Source organism: Pseudomonas sp. FP597 (genome assembly GCF_030687435.1).
Classification (GTDB): Bacteria; Pseudomonadota; Gammaproteobacteria; order Pseudomonadales; family Pseudomonadaceae; genus Aquipseudomonas; species Aquipseudomonas lactucae.
This window is the reverse complement of the sequence record NZ_CP117432.1, coordinates 3,469,917-3,482,382: the sequence shown is the minus strand read 5'-3', so window position 1 is coordinate 3,482,382 and position 12,466 is coordinate 3,469,917. Positions and strand designations below refer to the sequence as shown.

At 59.6% G+C, this 12,466-nt stretch carries 12 protein-coding genes and 1 tRNA gene; 11 read left to right on the top strand and 2 right to left on the bottom strand.

What is annotated here, in order from left to right; all coding sequences use genetic code 11:
- Position 1: 1 nt before the first annotated feature.
- Positions 2-1,627 (bottom strand): APC family permease, encoded by a 1,626-nt coding sequence (locus tag PSH66_RS15950; protein ID WP_141063899.1) that lies wholly within the window; start codon positions 1,625-1,627, stop codon positions 2-4.
- 188 nt (positions 1,628-1,815) lie between these two features.
- On the opposite strand from PSH66_RS15950, the gene PSH66_RS15945 reads away from it, so the two are divergent.
- The 11 genes from PSH66_RS15945 to PSH66_RS15895 all read left to right on the top strand — a co-directional run bounded on the left by PSH66_RS15945 (position 1,816) and on the right by PSH66_RS15895 (position 11,777).
- On the top strand, positions 1,816-2,595 hold the full coding sequence (locus PSH66_RS15945; protein WP_305427190.1) for an AraC family transcriptional regulator: 780 nt from the start codon (positions 1,816-1,818) through the stop codon (positions 2,593-2,595).
- Positions 2,596-2,679: 84 nt separating this feature from the next.
- Complete coding sequence (treS, locus tag PSH66_RS15940; RefSeq protein ID WP_078733337.1) at positions 2,680-4,743, top strand: maltose alpha-D-glucosyltransferase; 2,064 nt, start codon at positions 2,680-2,682, stop codon at positions 4,741-4,743.
- A gap of 207 nt (positions 4,744-4,950) precedes the next feature.
- The gene (gene pstS / locus PSH66_RS15935; RefSeq protein ID WP_003174158.1) at positions 4,951-5,979 is read left to right on the top strand and encodes a phosphate ABC transporter substrate-binding protein PstS; all 1,029 of its coding nucleotides are present in this window, start codon (positions 4,951-4,953) and stop codon (positions 5,977-5,979) included.
- 73 nt (positions 5,980-6,052) lie between these two features.
- Positions 6,053-7,021: a phosphate ABC transporter permease subunit PstC gene (gene pstC / locus PSH66_RS15930; protein WP_003174157.1), complete on the top strand. Its 969-nt coding sequence runs from the start codon at positions 6,053-6,055 to the stop codon at positions 7,019-7,021.
- The gene (pstA, locus tag PSH66_RS15925; RefSeq protein ID WP_003174156.1) at positions 7,018-7,911 is read left to right on the top strand and encodes a phosphate ABC transporter permease PstA; all 894 of its coding nucleotides are present in this window, start codon (positions 7,018-7,020) and stop codon (positions 7,909-7,911) included. The genes pstC and pstA overlap by 4 nt, the downstream gene beginning before the upstream one ends.
- Positions 7,912-7,987: 76 nt before the next feature.
- On the top strand, positions 7,988-8,749 hold the full coding sequence (gene pstB, locus PSH66_RS15920; protein ID WP_010210300.1) for a phosphate ABC transporter ATP-binding protein PstB: 762 nt from the start codon (positions 7,988-7,990) through the stop codon (positions 8,747-8,749).
- A complete protein-coding gene (locus PSH66_RS15915; protein ID WP_003174154.1) occupies positions 8,749-9,450 on the top strand; it encodes a hypothetical protein in 702 nt (233 codons plus the stop codon). Before pstB ends, PSH66_RS15915 begins: the two co-directional genes overlap by 1 nt.
- Positions 9,447-10,037 (top strand): hypothetical protein, encoded by a 591-nt coding sequence (locus tag PSH66_RS15910; RefSeq protein ID WP_003174153.1) that lies wholly within the window; start codon positions 9,447-9,449, stop codon positions 10,035-10,037. Before PSH66_RS15915 ends, PSH66_RS15910 begins: the two co-directional genes overlap by 4 nt.
- A 99-nt stretch (positions 10,038-10,136) precedes the next feature.
- Positions 10,137-10,334, top strand: a complete 198-nt coding sequence (locus PSH66_RS15905; RefSeq protein ID WP_305427189.1) for a hypothetical protein — start codon at positions 10,137-10,139, stop codon at positions 10,332-10,334.
- A 244-nt stretch (positions 10,335-10,578) separates the two neighbouring features.
- A tRNA-Leu gene (locus PSH66_RS15900) sits at positions 10,579-10,665 on the top strand.
- A gap of 206 nt (positions 10,666-10,871) precedes the next feature.
- Positions 10,872-11,777, top strand: a complete 906-nt coding sequence (locus PSH66_RS15895; protein ID WP_305427188.1) for a tetratricopeptide repeat protein — start codon at positions 10,872-10,874, stop codon at positions 11,775-11,777.
- Between the two features lie 118 nt (positions 11,778-11,895).
- Here the strand turns inward: PSH66_RS15895 and PSH66_RS15890 are convergent, their stop codons facing one another.
- Positions 11,896-12,222 (bottom strand): DUF2388 domain-containing protein, encoded by a 327-nt coding sequence (locus PSH66_RS15890; RefSeq protein WP_042944715.1) that lies wholly within the window; start codon positions 12,220-12,222, stop codon positions 11,896-11,898.
- Between the last annotated feature and the right edge of the window lie 244 nt (positions 12,223-12,466).

Below are 12,466 nucleotides of genomic sequence, written 5' to 3'. Positions count from 1 at the left end.
ATCAGTGGGTAGCAGGCGACAGCGGGGCGCTGGCACGGGGTTCGTCGACGGCTTCACTTTCATCGGCTTCATGCTCCAGTTGCACCAGGTGCGCCGGTACGCCGGTGGCCGCGCCCCAGTAGTAGATGCCCAGCGCGCAGATCGCGACCACCAGCGTGTCGAATGGGTGGCTGATCACGCCGGTACCGCCAAAACTGCCGAGCTTGGACAGCAGGATAGTCACTGCGTAAAAGCCGATCAGCCAGGCCGACGAGCGCACTTGTTGTTTGAGGTTGACCTGCGCTGTCGGCACCCAGCGTGCGCACAGCAGGTATACCGCGAACATCAGGATCTGCAGGCCGAGCAGCCACGACACCGTGCTCCAGCCGGACCAATACACAATCAGCGCGGCGATGATGAACGACAGCGGACCCAGCACTGCCATGCCCTTGACCCGGAACGGCCGCGCCATCTGTGGCGCATTGCGGCGCAGCGCGGCGACGGTCACCGGGGCCACGGCGTAGCTGAGGATCAGTGCGGCGGACACCACATTGATCAGCGCTTCCCACGACGGAAACGGCAGGGTCCAGAATACCGACAAGCCAAAGGTCAGCCACAGCGCCGGGCGCGGGATGCCGGATTTTTCATCGATGCGCGTAAAGATCTTGAAGAACGTACCGGTCTGCGCCCAGCCATACACCACACGTGGCGTGGCGTTCATGTAGATATTGCCGCAGCCGCTGGGCGAGATCACCGCATCGGCCACCACCAGGTAGGCCAGCCAGCCCACGCCCAATGCCAGGGCGATATCGCGATAGGGCAACGCCAGTTCCTTGCTGATTCCGGCCCAGCCGTTGGCGAGCATCTCTGTAGGCACGCCGCCGAGGAATGCGGTTTGCAGCAGCACGTAGATGGCGGTCGACAACAGTACCGAGAGGATCAACGCAATCGGAATCGTGCGCTGCGGGTTCTTCACTTCACTGGCCACCGAGATGATCGGCGTAAGGCCCAGGTAAGCAAAAATCACCCCACCGGCCGAGACGGCCATTTCGATCCCCGACATCCCGAACGGCGCAAACCCGTGCGCCTGGAAATTCGCCGGTTTGAAGAAGGTGAACAGCACACCGATCACCAGCAGCGGCACGATGAACTTGAACACGCTCACCAGGTTATTGGCGATGGCGAAGGTCTTCACGCTGCGGTAATTGAGGATAAAAAACACACAGAGCAGGGCGAACTGCAGCAGCCAGCCCAGAGCGGTCGGGTCGCTGGAACCGGCCTTGGTCAACTCGGGAAACCAGGCCGCTGCATATTGGCGCGAGGCGACCACTTCAATCGCCACCAGGCTGGAAAACGCGATCAGCGTGATAAAGCCCATCAGGTAACCCAGCAGCGGGCCGTGGGAGTACACCGGGTAACGCACCACGCCACCGGCGCGGGGCAACGCCGCGCCCAGTTCGCAGTAGACGATACCGAGCAACAGCACGGCGAAACCACCGATCAACCACGAAATAATCCCGGCGGGGCCGGCGATTGCGGAGACGTGGCTGGCCGCGAACAGCCACCCGGAACCGAAGATGGCACCCAACCCGATGAAGGTCAGGTCCATCAATGAAAGCTGTTTCTTGAACTTGCCTTGAGCTGACATAGCGTCGCCTTCTTGTGAGTTATTGGACAGGCATGCAGTGGTCCTATCCTGAAGGCGCAAACCCTGTGGCGATTGATGTTTTTGGCCGGCATTGATGACGAATTCAGCACAGTGTGCGTCGCTCGACAGCGTCCTGGGCATCGGGCAATCTGCTACGCGTCGAGGGAATCAGCAGGGGGTACACAGTGATGATGCACAGCGCATTTGCGAGCCTTTGCCAAGGCAGCGAGACGACGCGCCCCCACAGCGTCGAGCAGTTAGTGGCCGGTATGGTGCAGCTGTTGCCGATGCTGGATGTGATTCCCAATGCGGCCATCTTCATCAAGGACCTGGACGCCCGTTACGTCCTCGCCAACCGCACCCTGGTGCAACGCTGCGGCCTCAAACAGCTGCAACCGCTGCTGGGCAAGACCAGCGCCGAAGTGTTCCCGGCGCAACTGGGGCCGGGTTATACCGAGCAGGACCGCCGCGTGCTGGAGCAAGGTCTGGTGCTCGAAGACCAGTTGGAACTGCATCTGTACGGCACCCGCGAACCCGGCTGGTGCCTGACCCACAAATGGCCGCTGTACGACCCTGAAGGTCGCATCATCGGCCTGGCGGGTATCTCCGTAGACCTGCAATCGGCGAGCGAAACCCACCCGGCGTATCAGCGGCTGGCGGCGGTGGACGAGTACATCCGCACCCACTTCACCCGCCGTGTCACCCTCGGCGAACTGACGCGCATCGCCGGTATTTCCGTGGCGCAACTGGAGCGTTACTGCAAGCGCGTGTTCCACCTCACTCCCCGGCAAATGATCCAGAAGGTACGGCTGGAACAGGCCCATCGCTTGCTGCACAGCGACCTGCCGATCACCGAGGTGGCGTTGCAGTGCGGGTATACCGACCACAGTGCGTTTACGCGGCAGTTCAAGGCTTCCACTGGGTTTACACCGCGTCAGTATCGCCAGGCGACACAAGGATTGGCCTAGCTGTCGCCATTGCAATGCAACGAATGGCCCGCGTCCCCCTCATATGTCTACGAGCAACGTTTCACAACGACAGGTACCAAGCTTATGACCGCGGCTGAAAACAACCATGTGAACTGGCTGGTGGAGCAATCGATGCTGCATGCGGCACGCCAGCGCGCCAAGCTCTATTCCGGGCAGGGCCGGTTGTGGCAACAGCCTTTTGCGCAGACGCGGCCGCGGGATGCTTCGGCGTTGTCGTCGGTGTGGTTTACCGCGTACCCGGCGTCGATCGTGACGCGCGAAGGCGGCACGGTGCTGGAGGCGCTGGGGGATGAAAGCCTGTGGCACGCCCTGTCGAAGATCGGCATCCAGGGCATTCATAACGGCCCGCTGAAAAAGTCCGGCGGCCTGAACGGCACGCGGCACACGCCGACCATCGACGGCAATTTCGACCGCATCAGCTTCGAGATCGACCCGCAACTGGGCACCGAGGCGCAACTGCAGGCGTTGACGCGCATGGCGGCGGCGCACAATGCGGTGATCATTGACGATGTGATCCCGTCCCATACCGGCAAGGGCGCGGATTTCCGCCTGGCCGAGATGGCGTATGAGGATTACCCCGGTCTCTACCACATGGTTGAGATCCGCGAGGAAGACTGGCCACTGCTGCCCGAAGTGGCCGAGGGGCGCGATGCGCAGAACCTCAGCCCATTGCAGGTGGATGCACTGCGCGACAAGCACTACATCGTCGGCCAGTTGCAACGGGTGATCTTCTTCGAGCCTGGCGTCAAGGAAACCGACTGGAGCGCCACGCCTGTGGTGATCGGCGTGGATGGCAAGCCGCGTCGCTGGGTGTACCTGCATTACTTCAAGGAAGGCCAGCCGTCGCTCAACTGGCTGGACCCGACCTTTGCCGCGCAACAGATGATTATCGGCGATGCGCTGCACGCCATCGACGTGATGGGCGCGAAGATCCTGCGCCTGGATGCCAACGGTTTCCTGGGTGTGGAACGCAAGCTCGATGGCACCGCCTGGTCGGAGAGCCACCCGTTGTCGATCACCGGTAACCAACTGCTCGGCGGGGCGATTCGCAAGGCGGGCGGCTTCAGCTTCCAGGAGTTGAACCTGACGGTGGATGACATCGCCTCGATGTCCCATGGCGGCGCCGACCTCTCCTATGACTTCATTACCCGCCCCGCATACCAGCATGCGCTGCTGATGGGCGATGCCGAGTTCCTGCGCCTGATGCTGCGCGAAATGCATCGCCAGGGCATCGACCCCGGCTCGCTGATCCATGCGCTGCAAAACCACGATGAACTGACGCTGGAGCTGGTGCACTTCTGGACCCTGCACGCCCATGACAGCTTTCTGTACCAGGGCCAGACGTTCCCCGGCAACATTCTGCGCGAGCACATCCGCGAGCAGATGTATGAGCGCCTGACCGGCGAGCATGCACCGTACAACCTCAAGTTCGTGACCAATGGCGTGTCGTGCACCACGGCCAGCATCATCACGGCGGCGTTGGGTATCCGGGACCTCGACGCGATCACCCCGGCGGATATCCAGCAGATCCGCCAGATTCATTTACTGCTGGTGATGTACAACGCCATGCAGCCGGGGGTGTTTGCCTTGTCTGGCTGGGACCTGGTGGGGGCCTTGCCGCTGGCGGCGCAAGACGTCGCGCATTTGATGCAGGACGGCGACACTCGCTGGATTCATCGCGGGGCCTACGACCTGGTGGACCTTAACCCCGACGCTGAATTGTCCGCCGGGCAGATGCCGCGCTCGAAAAGCCTGTATGGCAGCCTGAACAGTCAGTTGCAGGACCCCGAATCGTTTGCCTCGCAACTGCAAAAAATCCTCGCGGTCCGCCGCGCCTACGACATCGCCGCCAGCCGTCAGATCCTGGTGCCGGATGTGCAAAACCCGGCACTGTTGATCATGGTCCATGAACTGCCGGCCGGTAGAGGCACGCAAATCACCGCGCTGAACTTCGGCGCCACGTCGATCACCGAAACCGTGAACCTGCCTGATATCGCGGCGGGGATGGTGGTGGACATCATCAATGAGCGGGTGGAAGGCGACCTGACGGAGGAGGGCGTGTTTACCATCAATCTGGACGCCTATGAAGGGCTGGCGCTGAGGGTGGTCAGCACAACCCCGATGTAACACGCGGCCTTTCAGGCGCTGGAGTGCCCTGCGCGGGTGACGCTGCGGCAGGGCTCTTGGTCGCAATTTGTTACGAACTCGTCGCCTCAAAGACTCCTATCGCGTTGCTGGAAGAGCACATCACGGCGTTTTGCCACTCCACGTTCATAAAACCGTAACAAGATTGTTGCAGAGTTCCGGAGCCCGAAATCACTAGGATTCTCCTGAATGAAACGTCTGATGAAGTCTGCTGCACTCGCCGTCGCGGTTTCTCTGGGTGCCACTTCGGTGTTTGCTGCCGAAAGCATCCGCCTGACCGGTTCCGGCGCAAGTTTCCCGGCGCCGATCTACCTCACCTGGTTCAAGGATTTCAGCAAGAAAACCGAGGGCGTCACCGTTGACTATCAGTCCAAGGGGAGCGGGGCGGGTGTACAGGACTTTCTGAACAAGACCGTCGACTTCGCCGCCAGCGATTCGGCGATGAAAGACGAAGACATCGCCAAGGTCGCCGAGGGTGTGCAACTGCTGCCGATGACCGCCGGTGAAATCGTGCTGGCCTACAACCTGCCGGGCAACCCGAAGGGCCTGAAGCTGCCGCGTGACGTGTACTCCGACATCTTCCTGGGCAAAATCACCAAGTGGAACGATCCCAAGATCGTCGCCGCCAACCCGGACCTGAAACTGACCGATACGCCGATCACCGTCGTGGTGCGTGCCGACTCCAGCGGCACCACCGCCGTGTTCACCAAGCACCTGTCGGCCATCAACCCTGGCTTCAAGGAAGCAATGGGTGAAGGCAATACCGTCAACTGGCCTGCCACCGACAAGTTCATCAAGTCGCCCAAGAACGATGGCGTGACCGCCACCGTACGCCAGACCCCAGGCGCGATTGGCTACATCGAATACGGTTTCGCCAAGCTGGCCAAGGTTGACTTCGCCCAGTTGCAGAACAAGGCCGGCCACTACGTGGTGCCGAACGCCGAAAGCGGTGCAGAAGCACTGGCTGCGGTGAAAATGCCGGAAAGCCTGGTGGCCTGGCTGCCGGATCCGGACGGTGCCAAGTCCTACCCGATCACCTCCTACACCTGGATGATCTTCCGCAAGGACAACGGCAACCCGGCCAAGGCCAAAGCCATGCGGGAAATGGTCGAGTACAGCCTGACCGAAGGTCAGAAAATCGCTGACTCGATGGGCTACATCCCTCTGCCAGCTTCGGTAGTCGATCAGGTTCGCAAAGCTTCCGCCAACATTAAGTAAGGCTTGCCAGGTCACGCTCGGCATGGGCGGTCAGCCATGCCGGCGTGCTTCCTCCCTGTTTCGGAATCAACCCATGAACACTCCTTTTGTCGTACCGGTTAACCCGGACTCTGCGTGCCAGCCGCCGTCCACCAAGGACTTTATGGTTGATCGCACCTTCCGTGCGCTTGCACGCATCGGCGTGGTGCTGGTGCTGGCGCTGGTCTTCGCGCTGGTGTTCGAAGTGGGGCGCAAGGCATTGCCAGGTATGGAAAAGCACGGTTTTGATGTGCTGTTCGGCAGTGTCTGGGACGTTAACCAAGGCAAGTACGGCATTCTGCCGGCAATCTGGGGCACGCTGTACAGTGCCTTTATCGCGTTGCTGATCGCCGGTTTCTTCGGTGTCAGCATGGCGATTTTCCTCACTCAGGATTTTCTTCCCGCCAAGCTGGCTGCGGTATTTCGCACCATCGTCGAATTGCTCGCGGCCATCCCCAGCGTGGTTTACGGCCTGTGGGGGATCTACGTAGTGATCCCCGCCATTCGGCCGCTGACGACCTGGTTGAACACCGAGCTTGGGTGGATCCCGTTTTTTGGCACGTCCCTGAGCGGGCCGGGCCTGCTGCCCGCCGCGCTGGTACTGGCGATCATGATCCTGCCGACGATTGCGGCGGTGTCCCAGGACGCGCTCACCGCGGTGCCGATGAAAACCAAACAGGCTGCCTACGGCATGGGCACGACGCATTGGGAAGCGATTCTCAAGGTGATGGTGCCCTCGGCGGCGACCGGCATCTTCGGCTCCCTGGTGTTGGGCCTGGGCCGCGCCCTGGGTGAAACCATGGCCCTGGCGATGCTGGTGGGTAATGCGAACAACATTTCCCTTTCCCTGTTTGCCCCGGCCAATACCCTGGCGGCCTTGTTGGCGCTGAACTTTCCCGAAGCCGGGCCGAACGAGATCGAGGTGTTGATGTATGCGGCGTTGGTGCTGATGTTCATCACGCTGCTGGTCAATGTCGCGGGTTCGATGATCATGCTCTACGCCCAGCGGGGGACCAAACAATGACCAACCTCTCCACGCCTACCGCCGCGCTGCCCAGCCTGCAGCGCCGCTTCGAAGGCCGTGCCCTGCGCAGCCTGGTCTTGACCTCGTTGGTCTGGTTCGGCGCACTGCTGGCCGCCGTGCCGCTGATCTCCGTGCTTTATATGCTGATTACCCGAGGCGGTGCACGCCTGAGCCTTGAGGTGTTTACCGAGTTGCCGCCCACCGGTTTCGAAACGGGCGGCGGCTTCGGCAATGCCATGGCGGGCACCTTTGTCATGGTCGGTATCGCGGCGGCGATCGCCGTACCGGTCGGCATCCTGGCAGCGGTGTTCCTGGCGGAGCTGGGGCCCGACAGCAAGCTTGCGAACGCATCGCGCTTCGCCGCCAAAATGCTCACCGGCTTGCCGTCGATCCTGGCCGGCGTGTTTGCCTACGCGCTGGTGGTGATGACCACCGGGACCTACTCGGCCCCGGCAGGTGGGGTGGCGCTGGCCGTGCTGATGCTGCCGATCGTGGTGCTGACGGCCGAAGAGTCGATGAGGATGGTGCCCAAGATCATGAAGGACGCCGCCTACGGCATGGGCTGCACCCGCTCGCAGGTGATCTGGAAAATCGTGCTGCCCACCGGCATGCCCGCAATCCTCACTGGCGTCATGCTTGCCGTGGCCCGCGCCGCCGGCGAAACCGCGCCCCTGTTGTTCACCGCGCTGTTCAGCAACTACTGGATCTACCACGACGGCAGCCTGGCTGTCATGAATCCCACGGCGTCCCTTGCCGTGCTGATCTACAACTTTTCCGGCATGCCCTTCGACAATCAGCTTGAGCTCGCCTGGGCGGCCTCGCTGGTGTTGGTGATGATCGTGCTGGTCGTGAATGTCGTGAGCCGTATTTTCGGCAAACCCAAGTATTAAGAACGGGAGCACCTGAATTTTGAACTTACCCAATGCGCAAATAGCCGCTCCGTTTGTTACCCAGTCGCCTGTGGTCATGGACTGCAAGCTGGACAAGATTTTCTACGGCAACTTCATGGCCGTGCGTGACAGCCATGTGCCTATCGAAAAGAACAAGATCACCGGCTTCATCGGGCCTTCCGGTTGCGGCAAAAGTACCGTGCTGCGCAGCCTCAACCGCATGAATGACCTCGTCAAGGGCTTCCGCTTCGAGGGCCATGTGCACTTCCTCGGCCAGGACGTGTACGGCAAGGGCGTCGATCCCGTGGTGGTGCGTCGCTACATCGGCATGGTGTTCCAGCAGCCGAACCCGTTCTCGATGAGCATCTTCGATAACGTCGCCTTTGGCCTGCGCCTCAATCGCTACAAGGGCGATTTGGGCGACCGCGTGAAACATGCGCTGCAAGGCGCCGCGCTGTGGGACGAGGTCAAGGACAAGCTCAAGGTCAGCGGCTTGTCGCTCTCCGGTGGTCAGCAGCAACGTCTGTGCATCGCTCGCGCTATTGCCACCGAGCCGGAAGTCTTGCTGCTGGATGAGCCGTGCTCGGCACTCGACCCGATCGCCACTCGCCGGGTCGAAGAACTGATGGTGGAGTTGAAGAAGGATTACACCATCGCGCTGGTAACCCACAACATGCAGCAGGCGATTCGCGTGGCCGACACCACGGCGTTTTTCTCGGTGGATATTTCCCAGGGCACCCGCACCGGCTATCTGGTCGAGATGGGCCCCACTGCGCAGATCTTCGAAAACCCGCGCGAGCAAATGACCGGTGACTACATCAGCGGTAAGTTCAGCTGATGATTGCAACACGTCGTCTGGACTTATCGGCTATTGAGCGCGCACTGCGTGAGCTCCAGCGTCACTTTGCCGCGCTCAGCCGGGACTTTACCGAGCCACGCGACCCATTGACCGACGAGGTGCTGCAGAACGTGCTCGAGGGGTATGCCCTGATTGACGACTACGTTGCGCGCGGTGTCGACCTGTTCGATCTTCAGCAGCTGAACCTGATGCTGGAGATCAATGCCACCGTGCTCTGCGGCAAGAACCCGGCACGCCGGCAGGAATACGCCCAGCACCTGGCGGCGACCGAAGAACACTTCTTCAACAACGTTGAAGGCGGCATCAAGGATTTGTACAGTTGGTACTGCAAGCATCACAGTGAATCGGTCTGGAAGCGTGCCGCGGGGGTTTATGTGCGGGGCCTCAGCAAGCCGCAGTTGTTCATCGAGGGCAATCACCGCAGCGGCTCGCTGATCGTCAGTTACCTGCTGATGCGCGAGGGGTTGCCGCCTTTCGTGCTGACCCTGGATAACGCCGAGGGCTACTTCAACCCGTCCTCGGTCATCCGTAATTCCGCCAAGCATGGCGTCAAGGCGTTGTACGAGTTGCCCAAGATCAAGAAAAAATATGCTGCGTTCCTGGAGAATAACGCTCCAGATCCCATGAAGTTTTTCCTGCACGACACGCCTGCGTCCGTCTATCAGGGCGGTTATCGATGAGAAGGTATTCGGTGTTGCAGACAATCAAACGCGCGTTCAAGCGACCGCGTATCCGTATTTCGTTCGATATCGATGACACGCTGGCCTGCCAGCTTCACCACAGCGCGACCGAACACAGCCGGTTGCCGGCCTGTCTGCATCGTTGGTTGGGCGAACCACTGCGCCACGGCGCCCGTTCGCTGACGCGTGAGCTGCGTCGCCAGGGATGCAGTGTGTGGGTCTATACCTCATCCGGTCGCACCCCGTCCTACATTCGACGTTGGTTGTTGCTGTACGGCATCCACGTCGACGGTGTAGTCAACAGCGTGCGGCATAACCAGGCCCTCACCGAGCGCGGGCTGTCGAACCCGCCATCGAAGTTTCCGCCGGCGTTCGACATCGACTTGCACGTCGATGACTCCGAAGGCGTGCAGCTTGAGGGCCATGACCACGGTTTCCGCGTGGTCGTGGTCGATCCGCAAGACAAACAGTGGGCCCAGCGCGTGCTGGAAGCCGTTGCGCAGGTGCAGGCGCAGTTGGCTCGACAGCAACCGCACCGTTACAAGATGCCGGTGGGGGTGTATTCCGGGCTGACGGTTAACGGTTGAGGGTTGGGGACGCCATTCGTCTAAACCTTGGCACCTGCGGTCACTCGGCGACTCTTATCGTCAAGCGCGGATATTCCGAGCCCAGAACGGAGAGCCAGCATGGATATCGACAAGAACGCCCCCGGAAACCTTTCACAACAGGCGGTGACCCGCAATACGGACAACGAGACAGGGCACGATCCGAGGTATGACGAGGATAAAATCCCACTGCCGCCGGACGACGAAGCACCGCTCGAAGAGGATATGTCTGATGTGGAGGCTGCCGAGTCGGTGACGAGCGAACATCCTGAGCATTGATGCGCAGTGCGCAACCACGGTCCCGGCCTTCGCGCCGGGATTTTAGTGTGCGCTGGGCAGCGCGAGGAGGATTTTCGCCAGGGTCTGCCGGGCTATTGAGGCTGCGACTATTCCTCCAGATGCTTACCTAGCCCTCTGATCTAGCAAGCTTTTTCACCCGTTCGGTGATTCAAGAAAGCTGCCCCGCATCCTTGCATCGAAGCGCCTGGATCTATATATTCCCAACCCTGCAACACGCGCTGCCGCCCGAATGGCGAAACTGGTAGACGCATGGGACTTAAAATCCCCCGCTCGTAAGGGCGTGCCGGTTCGATTCCGGCTTCGGGCACCATCTTTTGTTCCACTGACCGCCAGTAACGTCCGTGGAGCCCTTTAAAACCCGCCTTTTGGCGGGTTTTTTCGTTTTGGGTGCTCTGTCGGTTTTCTACGTTTCCAGATATGGACTCAGGGAATTTCCCCTTATGAATATTGCGAATACGAGTCGTACGCCCGAGTAGTGGCATAATGCCTCATTCCTTTCTGCGGAGGCATGGAAGCATGATCAAACCCCTGTCTTTTCTGCTGCTTCTGACCTTGACCACAGGCTGCCAGAGCCTGAGCCGACCTGCCGATTACGATTCTTCCCTCGTTGGCTTTCGATGCATGATGATCGCCGGTGAGAAACCCTTTGAACGCGCCAATCTGCGCTACATCGAACGGTATGCGGACTATGGCAATGCTACGTGCAAGGCAATGCTGGGCAAGATGTATCAGGAGGGTGGATATGGTGTGGATCAGAATTTCAGCAAGGCGCGAGCGTTGTTCGTTGAATCCAGCAAGCTAAACCCGGCCAGTAATGTTCTTTTGGGGCAGATGGCCGAGCGTGGTGAAGGCGAGCCGGTGGACTACGCAAAGGCGCGCGAGCTTTATCGCCTCTCCGGTAAGAATGCTGTTTTGCTCCTTGGCCGATTGATGGAGGAAGGCAAAGGCGGGCCACGCGACTTAGCTGGCGCGTTGGGACTGTATCTGGATGCGAGCGAACATTGCGGTGATGATGCATGGAAAGCAATGAACCGATTGCGCACAGCGGTGCAATCGCTCAATGAGGTGCAGGAGAAACGCTATGAGCGCCTCTGGTTTGGCGGCTTTCGTGGCGAACAAAGCCGCCGTCTGGCGGTTCGGGAAGTGTTCGAGGCGGTCAATGCCACGGGTACGGTGAAGAACGCGACATTGGCTTATCGTTTTAAATCAGACAGCGGTACACCTGAGGTAACCATGATCAAGGGTACCGGTGATGCCAATGTGGACGGATGGATCATGAAGGCCGCCCAGAGGATATCGATGGGAGACTCAGCGCCGTTGACAAATAGTTCAGGCGTACTGGAAATCAAGGCGCCGCTTGTGATTTCACCTCAAGAGACTCGTCACGTGAATTGGATATGCGGCCGGAAACCCTGTAGTTGATTGCTGCCAGGCGTTTCGATAAGCGGGACGAATTTATTTGAATAGGCCGATACTCATAACGGTAGTAAAGACTCAAAAATATAACTGAGGATAAATAATTCTGTCCCCTTTGGTCCTCTCAGTGCGACGTAGCTATCGCTTGGGCCAGTTGCATGTCTGACATGAGAGGAGAGGGATACGTCGACCGGTAGTACCGGGAGGCCTGCTCAAACTTCGCGCCACGAATCTCGCCGTCGGAACCAACGAACGTCAGTGCGTCAGTCTTGGCTGATTTGAAAATCTTTGGCGGCTCGGTTGTGAGAGATGTGGTCGCTCCAATTAAAATTGTGGGCAAAGAAATTGTGATAAAAATTCCTGCCGCGACAGGGTTGACGTTGTCACCTGATACAGCCTGTGTGCTGACCGATGCCAATAGGGCGATTGCCAGCGTCTTCCATGAGTCCATTCCTTGGTGCTTCCATTGCGTGCAGAGGGCGTTACCATAGCAGAGGAGGGGATCGTTAGAAACAAAATGCCCGGCGCCAGACCAAGGGATAAACGATAAACGGGACAACGATAAACGAACGATAAACGGGACGGATTTATTTAAATAGGCCAATACTCATTATTGCAGTAAAGACTCATAAAATAGAATTCCCCCTTTACCCTTTATTGCCTGGCGTTTGCTTTTGGGGTGCTGGGGAGGGCTT

Bases quoted from the DNA above. Each gene is read 5' to 3' on its own strand.
- PSH66_RS15905 (WP_305427189.1), top strand. From the start codon at position 10,137: ATGGATATCGACAAGAACGCCCCCGGAAACCTTTCACAACAGGCGGTG.
- PSH66_RS15950 (WP_141063899.1), bottom strand. From the start codon at position 1,627: ATGTCAGCTCAAGGCAAGTTCAAGAAACAGCTTTCATTGATGGACCTG.
- PSH66_RS15895 (WP_305427188.1), top strand. From the start codon at position 10,872: ATGATCAAACCCCTGTCTTTTCTGCTGCTTCTGACCTTGACCACAGGC.
- PSH66_RS15945 (WP_305427190.1), top strand. From the start codon at position 1,816: ATGATGCACAGCGCATTTGCGAGCCTTTGCCAAGGCAGCGAGACGACG.
- treS (WP_078733337.1), top strand. From the start codon at position 2,680: ATGACCGCGGCTGAAAACAACCATGTGAACTGGCTGGTGGAGCAATCG.
- pstC (WP_003174157.1), top strand. From the start codon at position 6,053: ATGAACACTCCTTTTGTCGTACCGGTTAACCCGGACTCTGCGTGCCAG.
- PSH66_RS15915 (WP_003174154.1), top strand. From the start codon at position 8,749: ATGATTGCAACACGTCGTCTGGACTTATCGGCTATTGAGCGCGCACTG.
- pstA (WP_003174156.1), top strand. From the start codon at position 7,018: ATGACCAACCTCTCCACGCCTACCGCCGCGCTGCCCAGCCTGCAGCGC.
- PSH66_RS15910 (WP_003174153.1), top strand. From the start codon at position 9,447: ATGAGAAGGTATTCGGTGTTGCAGACAATCAAACGCGCGTTCAAGCGA.
- PSH66_RS15890 (WP_042944715.1), bottom strand. From the start codon at position 12,222: ATGGACTCATGGAAGACGCTGGCAATCGCCCTATTGGCATCGGTCAGC.
- pstS (WP_003174158.1), top strand. From the start codon at position 4,951: ATGAAACGTCTGATGAAGTCTGCTGCACTCGCCGTCGCGGTTTCTCTG.
- pstB (WP_010210300.1), top strand. From the start codon at position 7,988: ATGGACTGCAAGCTGGACAAGATTTTCTACGGCAACTTCATGGCCGTG.